The sequence below is a fragment of the Dokdonia sp. R78006 genome (genome assembly GCF_042466145.1).
In the GTDB taxonomy this organism is placed as follows: Bacteria; Bacteroidota; Bacteroidia; order Flavobacteriales; family Flavobacteriaceae; genus Dokdonia.
Genome location: NZ_JAXHBU010000001.1, coordinates 2,205,527 through 2,220,450 on the forward strand (window position 1 = coordinate 2,205,527; position 14,924 = coordinate 2,220,450).

The following is a 14,924-nucleotide window of genomic DNA, read 5'->3' on the forward strand; positions in this document are numbered from 1 at the left end:
GTTACTCAGGAAACACAACACTTTCATACGCCCCAAAGTCTGAATTACTTGTGCGGCTCGTTCCTATAATATCTATCGGGAATTGGTTTGATGCACTTTGAAGTCCGAGGCCGTTGCTTGCTGTGTTTTCTCCTACTTGAAGCATGTTTTCTGTTGGCTCAAAGAAATCTGGATCTCCACCTCTTATAATGTCTTGATAGAAACTTACGTTTGTAAAATCAAATAGCGGATTTTCATTAAAATCTCCAAAATCATCATCAAAACGAATCTGAGTATTGGTAAACTTGAAGTTAAACGGAGCGCCGTCATCTTTATTAAAACCTAGCTCCTCATCCTGATTACCGTATATAATACAATTTGTAAAATTAGCTTGAGCAAGTTCGCCTACTAAAAGAGTGTCCCCACTTAGTAGGGTATTGTCTATAAATACTGCGGGCGTATTTCTAAAACTTTGCGTCCAGTAATTTGCAAAAGTGCTATGTGTGAAGTTGTAACTACCGCCTAGTTGTATAAGCATAGCAAATTGGCCACAGTTATTAATTACAGTATTAGAAGTCTCCACAGCCGAAAATCTATTGAGTAACCCCACAGCAGATGCATTGTAGATCTGAGTGTTACTAAGTGTTAAACCTGGAGTAGCTGAGTTGTTAGCACTAGATTCATTAAGAATTCCTACCGTGGCATTTTTAATAGTCGCATGATTAATGCTGTTATTTATACTACCATCTGTAAGTAATATAGTTCCCCATTGACCTGGAACATTAGAAAAAACAGTCTCAAGTCTATCGCTCTCAAAAATCACTTCATTTTCAAGAAGTACGCTATCTGTGCTTAATAATCCATTTACTTGTAGCGATGCATTATCTGCAATGAGTAATCCACTATCTGAGTGAAAGTGTATGCGTGCGCCAGCTTCTATGTTGAGCGTTTTAGCGTCAATTCCGCTAGGATCTCCTACAGCCATATATCCATAAATCACATAAGGCTTATCATTTGTAAAAGTAAGCTCATCATCCATGAGATAGCGTCCTTCTAGCGAAGTTTCTACATTATTTACGGTAAGTGTTTCTACTATTCCAGTAGCTCCATCACGTTCTGGAAAAAGAAATATAGCATCTTTAACCAAGGTTACAAGATCTACTTGCTGCGTTGTTCCTGTGCTATTAAACTCTATAATATCTGTATATAAAAACTCATTAGAACCATCGCCTACGCTATTTATATCAAGAGTAGTTTCTACAAAAACAAAGATGCTATCATTTGCAAGAATCTCTACATTTTCAAAAGTTCTACCAGGCATTCCATCTACGTTGAGTCTATAATTTGAAGATTCACCTAGTCCTAAACGCACACTAGGAATTGAAATATCCTCGTCACTGCGGTTATATACTTTAAGATTATAGGTGCTCGAGCCTATGTTTGTAAAAACAGTATCTAAAAAAATAGTATCTCTAGAGAACTCAAGATTACCCGTGCTTGCTGTCGTTTCAAAATCATTACGACAAGAGCTAAAGGTTATAATTCCAGCAAGGACGATGAGTAGGTATATACTGCGCATGTAATTGTAGTTTGTAACAAATATAACGCATTAAGTGTAGTGTTTTTAGTGTCCTTTTTCTTTCTTGAGACGCCTTTTTTCTCTTCTCTCTTCTTTCTTAATTTGTTTGTAATCGAGTATGAGAACTTCTCCTAAAAGCATGTTTTGATCCTCATCTTTAAAATTCACATTTATTTCAAGTTGTGAGCCTACGAGTATTGTACGTGGTTCGTAACCTAAGAAGCAATACTTAATCGTTTCTCCAGGATACACTTTGAGACTATAATTTCCTTCAAAATCTGTTTGATAAGCTCTTGAAGTTCCATGAACGGTTATGTTCACTCCAGGTAGCGGCCCAGCCATGTCGGTCACTTTACCTGTTATTGTTATTAGTTTTTTTGGAGTTTTATGCTTTCGCGAAAGTGAACCAATTCCTAAACTATCATAAGCATTAATAGGTAATTCAACGGGTGCAATATCACCCATAATTATAGTCTCAGTTGTGGTCTGTCCAGATGACTCTGCAACCGAAAGCATTGCCATAGGGACTAGTAGTGCCGCTGCCGCTTGAGCAAAGCTCCTACCTTTATCACGCGTTGCATATATGGGAGTATCCAACTGGTCTTTTCTAAAACGACCACAAATCGAATCTCCACTCACTATATGATTCCGTAATTGTGTTGTAGTGTGTGCTGTAAAATCAATGACCTCTTTACTACATACAGCACAGTGTTTTCCTTGCTCTGTAGGAGTCATTGAAGTCCAGTCTTCATGACATGGCTTTGGGATTGTAATGGCGATAGGCTTTTTCATAATGTCTTGATTAACTGATGTAAATCTAGTTAATCAAGCATCTTGCCAATAGTCATAATGAGTGAACTGCCTTTGTGAATGAGGGAACTTCCTACTTTTCTACAATCTCTATTTCAAATAAGGTGTTCCAGTGTTTTCCAGTTACAAATAGACGACCTTCATTTGCTTTATAAGCGATTCCATTAAGAACTTCGTTTGCTGGGTCTAGTCCCGATTGAACTTCTTTATTAAGTCCTTTCAAATTTATAAGAGCCTCTAATGCGCCAGTTTTTGGATCAATAATAGCTATCGACTCTCGCTGGTAGGTGTTTGCGTAAATTTTTCCATCAATAAATTCAAGTTCATTTAATTGAGACATAACTCCATTGTTGTGCGTAGGCTCAATATATGATTGCTCAGAAAGGTTAGCAGGGTCTAGCGTCCAGATTTTACTAGTTCCGTCAGACTTATAAATAACCGTACCATCATTTGTAAGTCCCCAGCCTTCTTTACTTTGATTGTAAGCAAATGTACCAGTCCTCTCGAAGGTATCTTTATTGTAGATAAAGCCTGTATTTTCCTGCCATGTGAGTTGGTAGATATTGTCTCCTATAATCGTCATTCCTTCTGCAAAATAAGAGTTGTCTAGCTTTACTTCTTTAAGTACTTCGCCAGTTTTATAGTCAAGTTTGCGCAGTGTAGATTCGCCATAGCTTCCATTACTTTCATAAAGAGTATCTCCTACAAATTCTAGTCCTTGTGTGTAAGCATCTATTTGATGTGGATATCTATTTATGATTTTATAACCATATACTTTAGGAGCTTTAGTGTGTAGTATATTTATTTTTTGAGTAGCAGTTGTCGTTCCATCTGGAGTAGAGATTGTTGCGGTTAAAGTTCTGCCGCCTAATTTTAGCGAAGTAAGCGTAGTGGTATATTTACCGCTGTCCTTATTACTACCTAAGCGCTGTCCATCTAGATCATAAACGACAGAGTCTATTGCGATATTTTTTTTCGCTTTAAGCGAAATAGCAATCTCTCCACCATTTTTTATAGAATTTTTGATGGCACTAGTCTCGATTGTGAAGTTTCCATCTAGTGATCCTTTATCACCACAGCCTATGATGAGAAGTGGTAAAAGTAATAGAATGAGGTGCTTAGCGTATGCTGTCATGTGATGTTGAATTTTAAGGCAATTTAAAACAAAAAATCGGGCAAAAAAACCTTGCGACTTCTCAAAGAAGCTATATCTTTGCAGCGGCAAGTCCTACACAACCAGCTCCTGTCGAATCCCCCAGGGTGGGAACGCAGCAAGGGTAGATGGTCGTAGCGGTGTGATGTAGGTAGCTTGCCATTTTTTGTGCGCACAAGTCAAGTAATTTGACACTATATATAAAGAATCCCAAATTTCATAAGCTAATGAAATTTGGGATTTTTTTTTACGCTTTCGCGAAAGCGTAATTACACCTCAAAAAAAAAGCCATCTCATTATGAGATGGCTTTTTTTTTGAGGTGTATGAGTGCTTAATAGCCTACACGTTCTACAATCTCAAGACCGTAGCCTACGATACCTATACGTTTAAGACCTTCGCTATTAGTCATTAGTTTTACTTTTGATATACGCAGATCATGCAAGATTTGTGCTCCTATGCCAAAATCTTTTGAGTCCATCACTACGTTAGGAGCTTTCATCTCTCCTTCTTTTTGTAGTGTTTTTAGTTCGCTCAATCTTCCTAAAAGATTTGCACTTGCATTCTCTTGATTTATAAAGACAATTGCTCCTTTACCAGCTTCATTAACCGCACGAAACATATCATCTAGTTTTGCATCTGGATTGTTTGTGAGCGTGCCTAGTAGGTCATTATTAATTTGAGTTGAGTTTACGCGTACAAGTACCGGCTCATCATCTTCCCAGCCACCTTTAGTAAGTGCTATGTGAACCGTATCATTTGTAGTTTGCTCATACGCACGAAGTCTAAAATCTCCAAAACGTGTTTTAATCTCAAAGTCCTCTTTTTTATCAATAAGGCTATCGTGATTCATACGATAAGCCACGAGGTCTTCAATAGAAACTATCTTAAGGTCAAAAGTTTTGGCAACTTCTAAAAGCTGTGGTAATCTAGCCATTGTCCCGTCTGCATTCATGATCTCTACAATAACTCCTGCAGGTTTAAAACCGGCGAGTCTTGCGAAATCAATCGCAGCTTCTGTGTGTCCCGTACGACGCAGTACACCTCCTTCTTTCGCTTTAAGCGGGAAGATATGTCCTGGTCTACTTAAATCGTAAGGTTTTGTATTTGGGTTTATTAGTGCCTGTACCGTTTTTGATCTGTCTGAGGCAGATATTCCAGTTGTAACTCCATTGCCTTTAAGATCTACTGATACGGTAAAAGCGGTCTCCATAGGATCTGTATTACTTGTTACCATCATGTTGAGATGTAACTCTTCACAACGATCTTCTGTAATAGGCGTGCATATAAGACCGCGACCATGAGTAGCCATAAAATTGATCATTTCTGGTGTCACTGCTTCTGCAGCAGCTAGAAAATCTCCTTCATTCTCACGATCCTCATCATCTACTACAATGATTACTTTACCATTTTTAATATCTTCAATGGCTTCTTCAATAGTATGTAGTTGGATGCTTGTAGATGCTGTCTTTTGCATAGGTAATATTTTGTACAAAGATACGGGAACACCTTTGTTTTGTGTGTAAGTTTTAAGCGCAAAAAGTTATTTGCTGTCTTGATAATATCCTTGAACTCTTAGGTGTTCTATAGTGATGCCTAATTGATCAAGTCTGTCTATGGCGGCTAAACGCATATCGTTAGAGTACCCTAGATCTTTGTAATTTTTTACTACGTCCTTAAGTTGATTAGAAGAAAAGGAGTCTAATAATTGTATCTCATCTTCCGTGAGAACGTATGATTTATCTACTGTAGGAGTGATGATGGTCTCTTCCTTCTTTTTAGCAAATAATCTTTTAATAGGCTTAGGAATAATATCTACGTCAAAAATTCCTTGGTCTGTAGTTGCTCTATAAGTAAGGTAAACACCTAGTGGTAATAAAATAAATGTACTGAGCCAACTAGCAAAAAATGGGCTTATAGAGTTGTTTTCTGAACTGTTTTTTGCAAAGATTCCTATAAAGTGGAATGTGAGAAATAGAACGACGCCGATTACAATAGGAAGTCCTAATCCTCCTTTACGAATGATTGCACCTAGAGGGGCACCTACAAAGAATAGCAAAATACAGCTAAACCCTAACACGTACTTTTCGTGCAGAGAGATTTCAAATTTACTCAGGCGCTTTACATCTACTTTGAGTTTGTTCTTTCGATTCTCAAGATCTGCAACAGTGTTGTTTAAATTAGACTTTGCAATTTCTAATATACGCACACGATCTTTTACTTCATAATTTTCTAGCAGCGTGTCTTTAACCACCTTATCTTGAGCAGTAACTCCAGAATATAGCGAATCTAGCGATGTTAAGTTTGCTTTGTGTATATACTTGTCGCTAAAGGTAGTTCTATCTTCCACATAACGCTTTGATAACTCTGTGATGCTAGAGTCTAGTAGAACGATATTCATCATCTGGTAGCTGTTATTGATATCCTTATCGTCTAGGTCCACAGCATCTAGCTCACTCAAGTCAATATTAAGTGTGTATGTCTCAAAATAACTCTTGGCAAAGGGTTCTTTCTTGCGCTCCTTATAATCTTTCTTTTGAACTTCGGTATAGTAATTACCGTCCGTAAGTTTTAAGGAAAGCGTAGGGGAGTCTATAGAACTTATGAGTTCACCTTCAGAAGCGATAATAACGGTATAGTTACCCAGTCTTCCTTTTTCGGCTTGATGAATTACAATGTCTCTCAGATATTGATCTCTATCGCCATATTTCTCAGCCACACGCATATTAAAATCTTCAGTAATCTCATTAAACTGCCCACTGCGTATAAGCATGGCAGGTTTAAGTTTTCCTATGTTTCTACGTAAATTTCTGAACTCAATTTGAGAGGCAGGGATTACATGATTTGCAAATAGAAAGGAAGATATCGCAAGAAAAATCACGAAGTAAATCACACTTTTCATCGCGCGTTGTAGTGAGATACCCGTAGATTTCATTGCTGCAAACTCATAGTTTTCGGCAAAGTTACCGAAGGTCATGATACTTGTAAGAAGAACCGATAGTGGAAGTACAAGCGTTACAAGACTAGGCATCGCAAAAAGTAAGAACTTTATAATGACATCAAAGTCAAGGTCTCTACCTGCTAGTTCTTGTATATATAACCAGACACTTTGTAAAACAAAAATGAACATCAAAATGGTGAAGATGCTCAGGAATGTTCTTACGAACGTAAAAAGAATATATCGGTCTAGTATTTTCATGTAAAAAGCTGAGGGCGCAAACAAAAATAAGAAGTCTGCGCCCTTGCTACTAGTATTATACTATTATAATTTATTGATGTAATAATCTGCGTACTTCGTCTTATCAAAAACAAATACATTTTTTGCCAAAGGTTGATTAGGCTTAAATGAATTTACAGTAATAGTCACTTTAGTACCATTCTTTTGTGTGATAATAAGCTTGTGAATATGCTTAGTCTGTGCATCTACACCAAGTAACGTATATTTTACGTCACTATTAGAGTCCATAGGAGTAAGCTTTACAAACTGTATTTCTCTACCGTTTACTTTTTGTACAATGTCCATCTTCTGAGTGTAACCTTCATTAAAGAAGGATAGCATTTTTGAAGGTGTGATTGCATTTTCATCTTGATCACTCATTGCACTAATGGTGATTTCTTCATCTTCAGGAACAATAGTATAAACGTTCTTTCCATCAAATAATTGCGTAGTCCCCATAAGAGAAAGCTTGTAGTTGTTACCAGCCATTACTACGTTTCCTTTAGTCTCTTGATTTACACCTTCGGCTTCATTGCTTAAGGCATATTTAAAATCAATAGCGATGTTGTCATAGCTTTTTACCTTGGTGTCTACCTCTTTAAGTAGAGTTTGTGCTGTTTGTGCTTTCGCGAAAGCGGTCATAAATAACAACAATACCACAGGCATTGCACGTTTTGCAAATTTGCGGTAACCTTTTACTGCGACAGGAACTAACACTTTCTTAAAAAGGATAGGAGCCAGCCAAAAAATAAGTTTCTTTTTCATTTCTATTTAGTCATTATTTAGGAGTTGATCCAGTCCAGCCATATCTTGAACTAGTACTTGACGTGCTTTACTTCCTTCAAAAGGACCTACCACACCTGCAGCTTCTAGTTGATCTATGATTCTTCCAGCTCTATTGTATCCTAGTTTTAATTTACGTTGTAATAGAGAAGCACTTCCTTGCTGTGCAATGACCAATACTTCGGCGGCATCGCGAAAGAGAGCATCCCTATCTGAAGCATCTATATCAAGACTTGTGCCACTCTCTTCACCTACATATTCTGGCAATAAGTGAGCGTCTGGATATGCTTTTTGATTTCCTATATAATCTACAATACGTTCTACTTCTGGAGTATCCACAAAGGCACACTGTATACGCACCACGTCATTACCTTGTGTGTACAACATGTCACCACGACCTATAAGTTGGTCTGCACCAGAGGTGTCAAGAATCGTGCGGCTATCTATTTTTGAAGTTACTCTAAAAGCGATACGAGCTGGGAAGTTAGCTTTAATAATACCCGTAATCACGTTCACAGAAGGACGTTGTGTTGCAATGATTAAGTGAATGCCAATGGCACGAGCAAGCTGTGCAAGCCTTGCTATTGGTGTTTCTACTTCCTTTCCAGAGGTCATAATAAGATCTGCAAACTCGTCTACTACTAGTATAATATAAGGTAAGAACTTATGTCCATTTTCTGGATTGAGCTTACGTGCCTTAAACTTGACGTTGTATTCCTTAATGTTACGACACATTGCATCCTTAAGCAGGTCATAACGGTTATCCATCTCTATACATAGAGAGTTAAGCGTGTTAATCACCTTAGAATTATCTGTGATAATGGCTTCGTCTGTATCTGGAAGTTTTGCGAGATAGTGACGTTCTATCTTGTTAAATAAAGTAAGCTCCACTTTTTTAGGATCTACCAGTACAAATTTCACTTCGGCAGGGTGTTTTTTGTACAGTAGCGAAGTTAGGATTGCGTTAAGACCAACAGATTTACCTTGTCCTGTTGCACCTGCCATGAGTAGGTGAGGCATTTTGGCAAGGTCTACCACAAAAGTTTCGTTTGAAATGGTTTTACCTAGTGTAAGTGGTAGCTCCATTTCTGCTTCTTGGAATTTCTTACTGGCCACTGCAGAGCGCATACTCACAATACGCGGATTCTTATTAGGTACCTCAATACCTATCGTACCACGTCCAGGGATAGGAGCAATAATACGAATGCCGAGTGCGCTGAGTGATAAAGCAATATCATCTTCAAGATTCTTGATTTTTGAAATACGAACCCCAGCCTCAGGAACAATCTCATATAATGTCACCGTAGGCCCTACGGTTGCTTTTATGTTTGAGATCCCTATTTTATAGTTGTTAAGCGTCTCAACAATTCGATTTTTATTTTCTTCAAGCTCTGCTTGGTTAATGGTGATACCTTGTCCGTTTGTATAATCTTTTAATAGATCAATAGGAGGGAACTTAAATTTTGCAAGTTCTAAGGTAGGGTCAAATTCGCCAAAATCTGCAACTAGTTTTGAGCTCAGGTTATCGGTGAGTTCTTCCTCTTCAATTGGTTTTTCTACCTCTACAGCAACTTCTTCCACAGGTACGACAACTTCTTCCTCTGGAGCTTTCGTTACTTGGAAGCTACTTGTAGGTTCCGCTTCTTTTTTGGTGAGTGTAGGTTGTAAATCTTGAACGTTTTGTTCAAATGTAGATGTCTTAGGAGGTGTTGCGGTTTCCGCTTTCGCGAAAGCGGTCTCATCCTCAACCTTAGTTCCTTTTAAAAATTCTTCGGCTTCGTAAGTAGAGGAGTTATCTACTATAATAGGTTCCTTTCCATCTTCTGAAAACTCACCAGCGAGATCACTACGTTGTTTGTTTATAAAAGTAGATATACGTTCAGGTGTAAGTTTTAAACGGACAACTAGATAGACAATAGCTAGAAAAGCCATCACGATGATTGCTCCCGCAAGACCCAAATAATCTTGCAAGAAGTCATTGATTTCATAACCAACGGTACCTCCAAGGATATCATTCTTTTTATGGAAAAATCCAAGAAATACAGCTAGCCAAAGCATGAGCAATATTCCCCAAAACCAAAATCTTTTTAATGACGTCTTTGCATAATCAAAAATGTAATGTACTCCAGTGAGCGAAGTAAGAATGCAAAGTGCGAGCGCTGGAACACCAAAACCTTTGTAAATAAAGAAATGGCTTATGCGTGCACCCACAAGAGAAAGCCAGTTTGAGGCTTCGTCTTCTCTCGTTCCTGTAGCAATAAGACTTTGATCTACCTTCCAGGTAAATAAGTATGAGATAAAAGAGAACAGCAAGCCAAGACCGAGTAAGAATAAAAAGCATCCTAAAATGATTTGCTGCTGGCGCGTCAATTTAAAGGAGATAGATTTTCTAGGAGTCTTAGTATTTGTTTTTTTAGCCGTGGATTTCTTTTTTGCCATAGAAGCGTTCAAGGTTGTTTTTTGGTGGGAGATAAAAGTACAATATTGAAACGGAAAAATAGGTGGTTTGGTGCGTTGTAGAAGTGATAATTGTAGAAGGAGATTTTCTGCAATTATTTTGAGTTGTAAATCAACAAGAAAGAATCACTAAGCGTAAGGTGAATTCTGTAGAAAAAATAACTTTATATAGTTGGTGTACATCTAGAAAGCAAGACGCTTAATTTCTACTAGAGCATTTAAAAAATGCGAGGTATATAGATAATCCCAGCCACAATCACAGACGCTAGCGCTGCGATACCTACGGCACCCGCAGCAATATCTTTGATGCGACCTATCTTCTCATGAAAGTCTGGATGTATAAAATCTGCAATTCCTTCTATGGCGGTATTGAGACCTTCGGCGGTCATTACGAGGCCTATGCATAATATTTGGGCAATCCACTCTGTGCGTGAGATGTTATAGTATAATCCAGCAATAGTAATCAAGATGGCAACGCCAAATTGTACTTGGATACTAGCCTCAGAGCGTATAAGTTGTATACCTCCTTGAAGAGAGTATTTCATTCCCTTAAGTCTTCCAGTAATAAATTTAATAGGCAATGGAGTGGAGGTGTATAGTTAAAAAAAATGCTGAGTATATCAGTCTGTGATATACTCAGCATTAAAGGTATGTATATTATTTAAGAGCGCTCATTGCACCTTCATAGTTAGGTTCTTGACCTACTTCTGGTACTTGCTCTGTATAGATTACTTTTCCAGCTTCATCGAGTACGACTACAGCTCTTGAGTGAAGACCTTCAAAGGCTCCACCTTCTATAGTTACCCCATAGTTTTTTCCGAAATCACCAGATTTAAAGTCAGAAAGAGTGTGTACATTATCTAGACCTTCGGCTGCACAAAAACGAGCTTGTGCAAATGGTAGGTCACGAGAAATACAAAGGACTTCTGTATTTTCTGCACCTGAAATTTTCTCATTAAACGTGCGTACAGATTGTGCACAAACACCAGTATCAACCGATGGGAATATATTTAATACAACACGTTTCCCTTTAAAGTCTGCAAGACTTGCAGTAGACATGTCATTTTTTGAAAGTGAAAAATCTGGAGCTGTTGTTCCTACTTTTGGAAGTTCTCCTATCGTTGTTGCAGCGTTTCCGCCTAAAGTTATATTTGCCATATTATTTTTTTTGGTTACGTAAAAGTACAGAAATGCGAGAGCAATTTTATTAAAAGTATGGTAAAGAAATTTTTAAGTAAATAGAGTGTATCTATAAGGATGCTTCTGGTATTTCCCCTTTTACAGGACCTACGATCTCATCAGTAATCCATCCTCCATAAAAACCTCCGGGTTGTGGGCGTACTTTCTCATCATCTATATAACAATCTAGAATCGCTGGGTAAAACGAGATACTATTACTTATGTCTATAAATTCTTCATAGGGATCTGGATAACTCCATGCTGCATTTTTAAAAGTGGTTGCTGGTAGTATGATATCCCAGTAAGCCGCAGCTCCTTTCCACTCGCAGTGCGAACTACCAACGACCTCCTCAAGCAATTCCATATCTATATCCTCCTGCGGAATATAATATGTGGGCGGGCTAGCAGTTTCAGTAATTCTAAAAGCTCTAGTAGTAGCAGCGATAACAGTGTCTTCGTGCTTTACAATAATCTGTCTTTGATCTATTGTAATTTTTGGTGGTCTTGGGTAATCCCATACAGATTCTTGTCCCTCGGAAGGGGTGATTGCAAATGGCGGTCTTTTTTGACCTCTATATTCCCAAGAGTCGCGGTGTTCTAGTATCCAGCTAGGTGCTTTTTTCATTTTTATTCTAAAGATAACTTTAAAAGAACGTATAAAAAAAATGCGATATCTGTAAGACATCGCATTTTAAAAATTATGTACGAGGTAGACTTAATTGTCTATAGATCCCATCACTCGTTGCATGAAGCCGTTGAGAGCTTCTTTCTTTGCTGTACCACTTTGTATGTCTTTGTGCACTTCAAGCGCACCATACATATTTGAAATTAGTTCGCCTATAACGTCTAGCTCTTCATCTTTAAGAGAAGGAACTTCTGTAAGGTTTTCTAAAGTCTCCACAGTCTCAATAAGAAAATCTTGATCATTTTCTTCTATAAAACTTACGAGGTGTTTAATTACTGGTAACTTCATTTACGAGATCTTTAAGTACGTCAAACTTGTTAGTTTGCACTTGATTTTTAAATGCTCCTTTTGTAAACGTTGCAAATGTAGGAAGGTTATCTACCGTTGCCATTTTACGTGACTCTGGATTCTTCTCTGCATCTACTATTACAAATTTCACATTTTCATTTTCTGAAGCTAGTTTCTTGAACTTAGGCTTCATAATACGACAGTTACCACACCATGTTGCACTGTATTGTACAATAACAGTATCATTATCTGCAACAATCTGGTTAAGGTTATCTTGATCTAATTCTTGAATCATAGCTTCTTTATTATTTAGTTAGAGTGTGCAGCAAGATAGCTAGCAACACCATCACGGTTTGCGCTCATTGCATCTTTTCCATCTTCCCAGTTTGCAGGACAAACTTCTCCTTTTTCTTGTACGTGTGTGTAAGCATCTACAAGTCTCAAGAACTCTGCTACATTACGACCAAGAGGCATGTGGTTTACGCCTTCGTGAAAAACAGTTCCTTCCTCATCAATAAGGTAAGTCGCTCTGTAAGTAACATTGTCACCATCTACCATAACAGTTCCAGTCTCTTCATCAAAACGCTCGTTTGTCACGTCAAGAATCCCAAGTTGGTTTGCAAGGTTACGGTTAGTATCTGCAAGAATAGGGTATGTTACACCTTCTATACCTCCATTATCTTTTGCAGTGTTTAACCACGCAAAGTGTACTTCTGGAGTATCACATGAAGCTCCAATTACAAGCGTATTACGATCTGCAAATGCTTGTTTTGCTGCCTCAAAAGCGTGAAGCTCAGTAGGACAAACAAATGTAAAATCTTTCGGGTACCAGAAAAGAATAATTTTCTTTCCTTCTTCCTTAGCTTTTTCTAAGATGTTTAATTTAAAAGTATCTCCCATTTCATCCATTGCGTCAACAGCAAGGTTTGGGAATTTTTTACCAACTAAAGTCATTGTTCTAGGTTTTTTTATTCGAGTGCAAAAATACCTAGAAAAGTGTTGTCATTTTATATAGTAAAATGGGATAATGTTATAGTAGTATTGATTTTACTTATGCCCACTCCTTAGGAGTTGTAAATGTAGTGGTTACGCTTTCGCGAAAGCGTAATTTTAAAATCATTAAGCCGCCGAACGAGCATCTTTAAGTTGTCTGATTTTAATATTAAAAGCAGCAAATAGTAAAGTCATAAATGGAGAAAGCCAGTTAAAGATGGCGTATAAGAAATACTCACCAACACCTACGCCTAAAACGCTACTTTGATAAGCTCCACAAGTATTCCAAGGGATAAGAACAGAGGTAACAGTTCCAGAATCTTCTAGCGTACGAGATAGGTTTTCTGGAGCAAGACCTTTGTCTTCATATGCTTTTTTAAACATCTTACCAGGGATAACCAAGGCAAGATATTGATCTGATGCAATAGCATTAAGACCAAGACAAGAAATTACAGTACTTGCAAAGAGTCCAAAAACAGTATCTGCCACACTTAATAATGCTTTAGTAATACGAGCTAATGCTCCTATACCATCCATAATTCCTCCAAAAACCATAGCGCAACATATAAGTAATATTGTCCATAGCATACCAAGTACCCCTCCTGAACTGAAAAGTTCGTTGAGTGTTTCGTTAGGCGTTTCGATAGCGGTATCTGTCCAGATAGCTGTGAGAATAGCATCTGTTTTTGAAGTAGATAGTATGTTTAAAATGTCTGGCTGGAAAATGTAGGCAAACACTGCAGCAAGAATAACTCCTACTCCTAGGGCAATTAATGGTTTTGTCTTCGTTACAATGAGTGCAATCACAACTCCTGGAACAATAAATAGTAGTGGAGTGATATTAAATGTGTCATCTATCACACTTAGGAGCGCAGTGATATCCGCCGTACCAGTAGTGTCTATACTCAAGCTGATGATGATAAAAACAATGAGTGTAATCACAATAGTAGGTACCGTTGTGAGTGTCATGTATTTTATGTGTGTAAACAAATCTGTTCCCGCCATAGCTGGAGCTAGGTTAGTCGTATCACTAAGTGGTGACATTTTATCGCCAAAGTATGCGCCAGAAATCACAGCTCCCGCTATCATTCCCGTGTCAATACCTAGTGCTTGTCCTATACCTATCAATGCAATACCTACGGTTGCAGAGGTGGTCCATGAGCTTCCAGTGGCAATTGAGATAATAGCAGCAATAATTACTGAGGCTGGTAAAAATATAGTAGGGTTGAGTACTTGAAGTCCATAATACACCATTGCTGGTATGATACCACTCACAAGCCAACTACCAGCTAGCGCTCCTACGAGAAACAAAATCATGATGGGTACAAAAACACTTTTGAGGTTTTCCCATACTTCGGCAAGCATTGTGCTCAGTGTGGATTTATTTAAGAAGCCTACAATAGCTGCTACCGCTCCACCCATTAAAAGGATATATTGATTTGAATATTCGCCTAGCCACTCACCATCCTTAAAGAAAATATTATAGGCTAATAAGCACATAAGAATCACCACTGGAATAAGTGCTTCCCATAAATTTAATTCGCGATTGTTAACAATATGATGGTTTTTTTGATCTTCCAGTTCTTTATTCATGAGAGTGTGCGGTTTCTATCCGTAATGTTACAATAATAGGAGGTATTCTGCAAGGTGTATGCTCAAAAACCAGCGATGTAACATCATATAGTATTTTAAATAAAAATAACTCAAAGCGCTATCTATTTGAGTTATCACAAATTACTTGTCTTTAAAGTGCCTAAAATAGATCGGTTCAAAAAAAAAGCGAGCACAAAGCGGTTATGCTTC

At 37.9% G+C, this 14,924-nt stretch carries 14 protein-coding genes and 1 other RNA gene; 1 reads left to right on the forward strand and 14 read right to left on the reverse strand.

The features are described 5' to 3' along the window. Position 1: 1 nt before the first annotated feature. The 3 genes from SJY37_RS09890 to SJY37_RS09900 form a co-directional block, all read right to left on the reverse strand. Positions 2–1,558: a hypothetical protein gene (locus SJY37_RS09890; RefSeq protein WP_298325776.1), complete on the reverse strand. Its 1,557-nt coding sequence runs from the start codon at positions 1,556–1,558 to the stop codon at positions 2–4. A gap of 45 nt (positions 1,559–1,603) precedes the next feature. Next, on the reverse strand, positions 1,604–2,350 hold the full coding sequence (locus SJY37_RS09895; protein ID WP_298325771.1) for a carboxypeptidase-like regulatory domain-containing protein: 747 nt from the start codon (positions 2,348–2,350) through the stop codon (positions 1,604–1,606). 91 nt (positions 2,351–2,441) lie between these two features. Next, a complete protein-coding gene (locus tag SJY37_RS09900) occupies positions 2,442–3,503 on the reverse strand; it encodes a glutaminyl-peptide cyclotransferase (protein WP_298325768.1) in 1,062 nt (353 codons plus the stop codon). A gap of 84 nt (positions 3,504–3,587) precedes the next feature. Between SJY37_RS09900 and ffs the strand changes: the two genes are divergently transcribed. After that, positions 3,588–3,686: signal recognition particle sRNA small type (ffs, locus tag SJY37_RS09905), an RNA gene on the forward strand. Positions 3,687–3,853: 167 nt separating this feature from the next. On the opposite strand, the gene ribB is transcribed toward ffs, so the two are convergent. The 11 genes from ribB to SJY37_RS09960 all read right to left on the reverse strand — a co-directional run bounded on the left by ribB (position 3,854) and on the right by SJY37_RS09960 (position 14,714). After that, positions 3,854–4,996 (reverse strand): 3,4-dihydroxy-2-butanone-4-phosphate synthase, encoded by a 1,143-nt coding sequence (gene ribB, locus SJY37_RS09910; RefSeq protein WP_013749709.1) that lies wholly within the window; start codon positions 4,994–4,996, stop codon positions 3,854–3,856. A 66-nt stretch (positions 4,997–5,062) separates the two neighbouring features. Continuing rightward, on the reverse strand, positions 5,063–6,718 hold the full coding sequence (locus SJY37_RS09915) for an LptF/LptG family permease (RefSeq protein WP_298325761.1): 1,656 nt from the start codon (positions 6,716–6,718) through the stop codon (positions 5,063–5,065). 63 nt (positions 6,719–6,781) lie between these two features. Continuing rightward, on the reverse strand, positions 6,782–7,501 hold the full coding sequence (locus tag SJY37_RS09920) for an outer membrane lipoprotein carrier protein LolA (protein ID WP_013749707.1): 720 nt from the start codon (positions 7,499–7,501) through the stop codon (positions 6,782–6,784). A gap of 6 nt (positions 7,502–7,507) precedes the next feature. Further along, the gene (locus SJY37_RS09925; RefSeq protein ID WP_298325758.1) at positions 7,508–9,958 is read right to left on the reverse strand and encodes a DNA translocase FtsK; all 2,451 of its coding nucleotides are present in this window, start codon (positions 9,956–9,958) and stop codon (positions 7,508–7,510) included. A gap of 236 nt (positions 9,959–10,194) precedes the next feature. Continuing rightward, the gene (locus SJY37_RS09930; protein ID WP_051583939.1) at positions 10,195–10,521 is read right to left on the reverse strand and encodes a diacylglycerol kinase; all 327 of its coding nucleotides are present in this window, start codon (positions 10,519–10,521) and stop codon (positions 10,195–10,197) included. A gap of 112 nt (positions 10,522–10,633) precedes the next feature. Continuing rightward, on the reverse strand, positions 10,634–11,134 hold the full coding sequence (tpx, locus tag SJY37_RS09935; protein WP_298325750.1) for a thiol peroxidase: 501 nt from the start codon (positions 11,132–11,134) through the stop codon (positions 10,634–10,636). Positions 11,135–11,225: 91 nt separating this feature from the next. After that, a complete protein-coding gene (locus SJY37_RS09940) occupies positions 11,226–11,780 on the reverse strand; it encodes a DUF427 domain-containing protein (protein WP_298325747.1) in 555 nt (184 codons plus the stop codon). 90 nt (positions 11,781–11,870) lie between these two features. Further along, positions 11,871–12,128, reverse strand: a complete 258-nt coding sequence (locus tag SJY37_RS09945) for a DUF6952 family protein (protein ID WP_013749699.1) — start codon at positions 12,126–12,128, stop codon at positions 11,871–11,873. Further along, positions 12,109–12,423 carry a co-chaperone YbbN gene (locus SJY37_RS09950; protein ID WP_108878340.1) on the reverse strand — a complete coding sequence of 105 codons (315 nt, stop codon included), beginning with the start codon at positions 12,421–12,423 and terminating at the stop codon, positions 12,109–12,111. The genes SJY37_RS09945 and SJY37_RS09950 overlap by 20 nt, the downstream gene beginning before the upstream one ends. A 14-nt stretch (positions 12,424–12,437) precedes the next feature. Next, the gene (locus SJY37_RS09955; protein WP_298325741.1) at positions 12,438–13,082 is read right to left on the reverse strand and encodes a peroxiredoxin; all 645 of its coding nucleotides are present in this window, start codon (positions 13,080–13,082) and stop codon (positions 12,438–12,440) included. A gap of 165 nt (positions 13,083–13,247) precedes the next feature. Further along, positions 13,248–14,714 (reverse strand): Na+/H+ antiporter NhaC family protein, encoded by a 1,467-nt coding sequence (locus tag SJY37_RS09960; RefSeq protein WP_298325738.1) that lies wholly within the window; start codon positions 14,712–14,714, stop codon positions 13,248–13,250. Positions 14,715–14,924 lie beyond the last annotated feature (210 nt).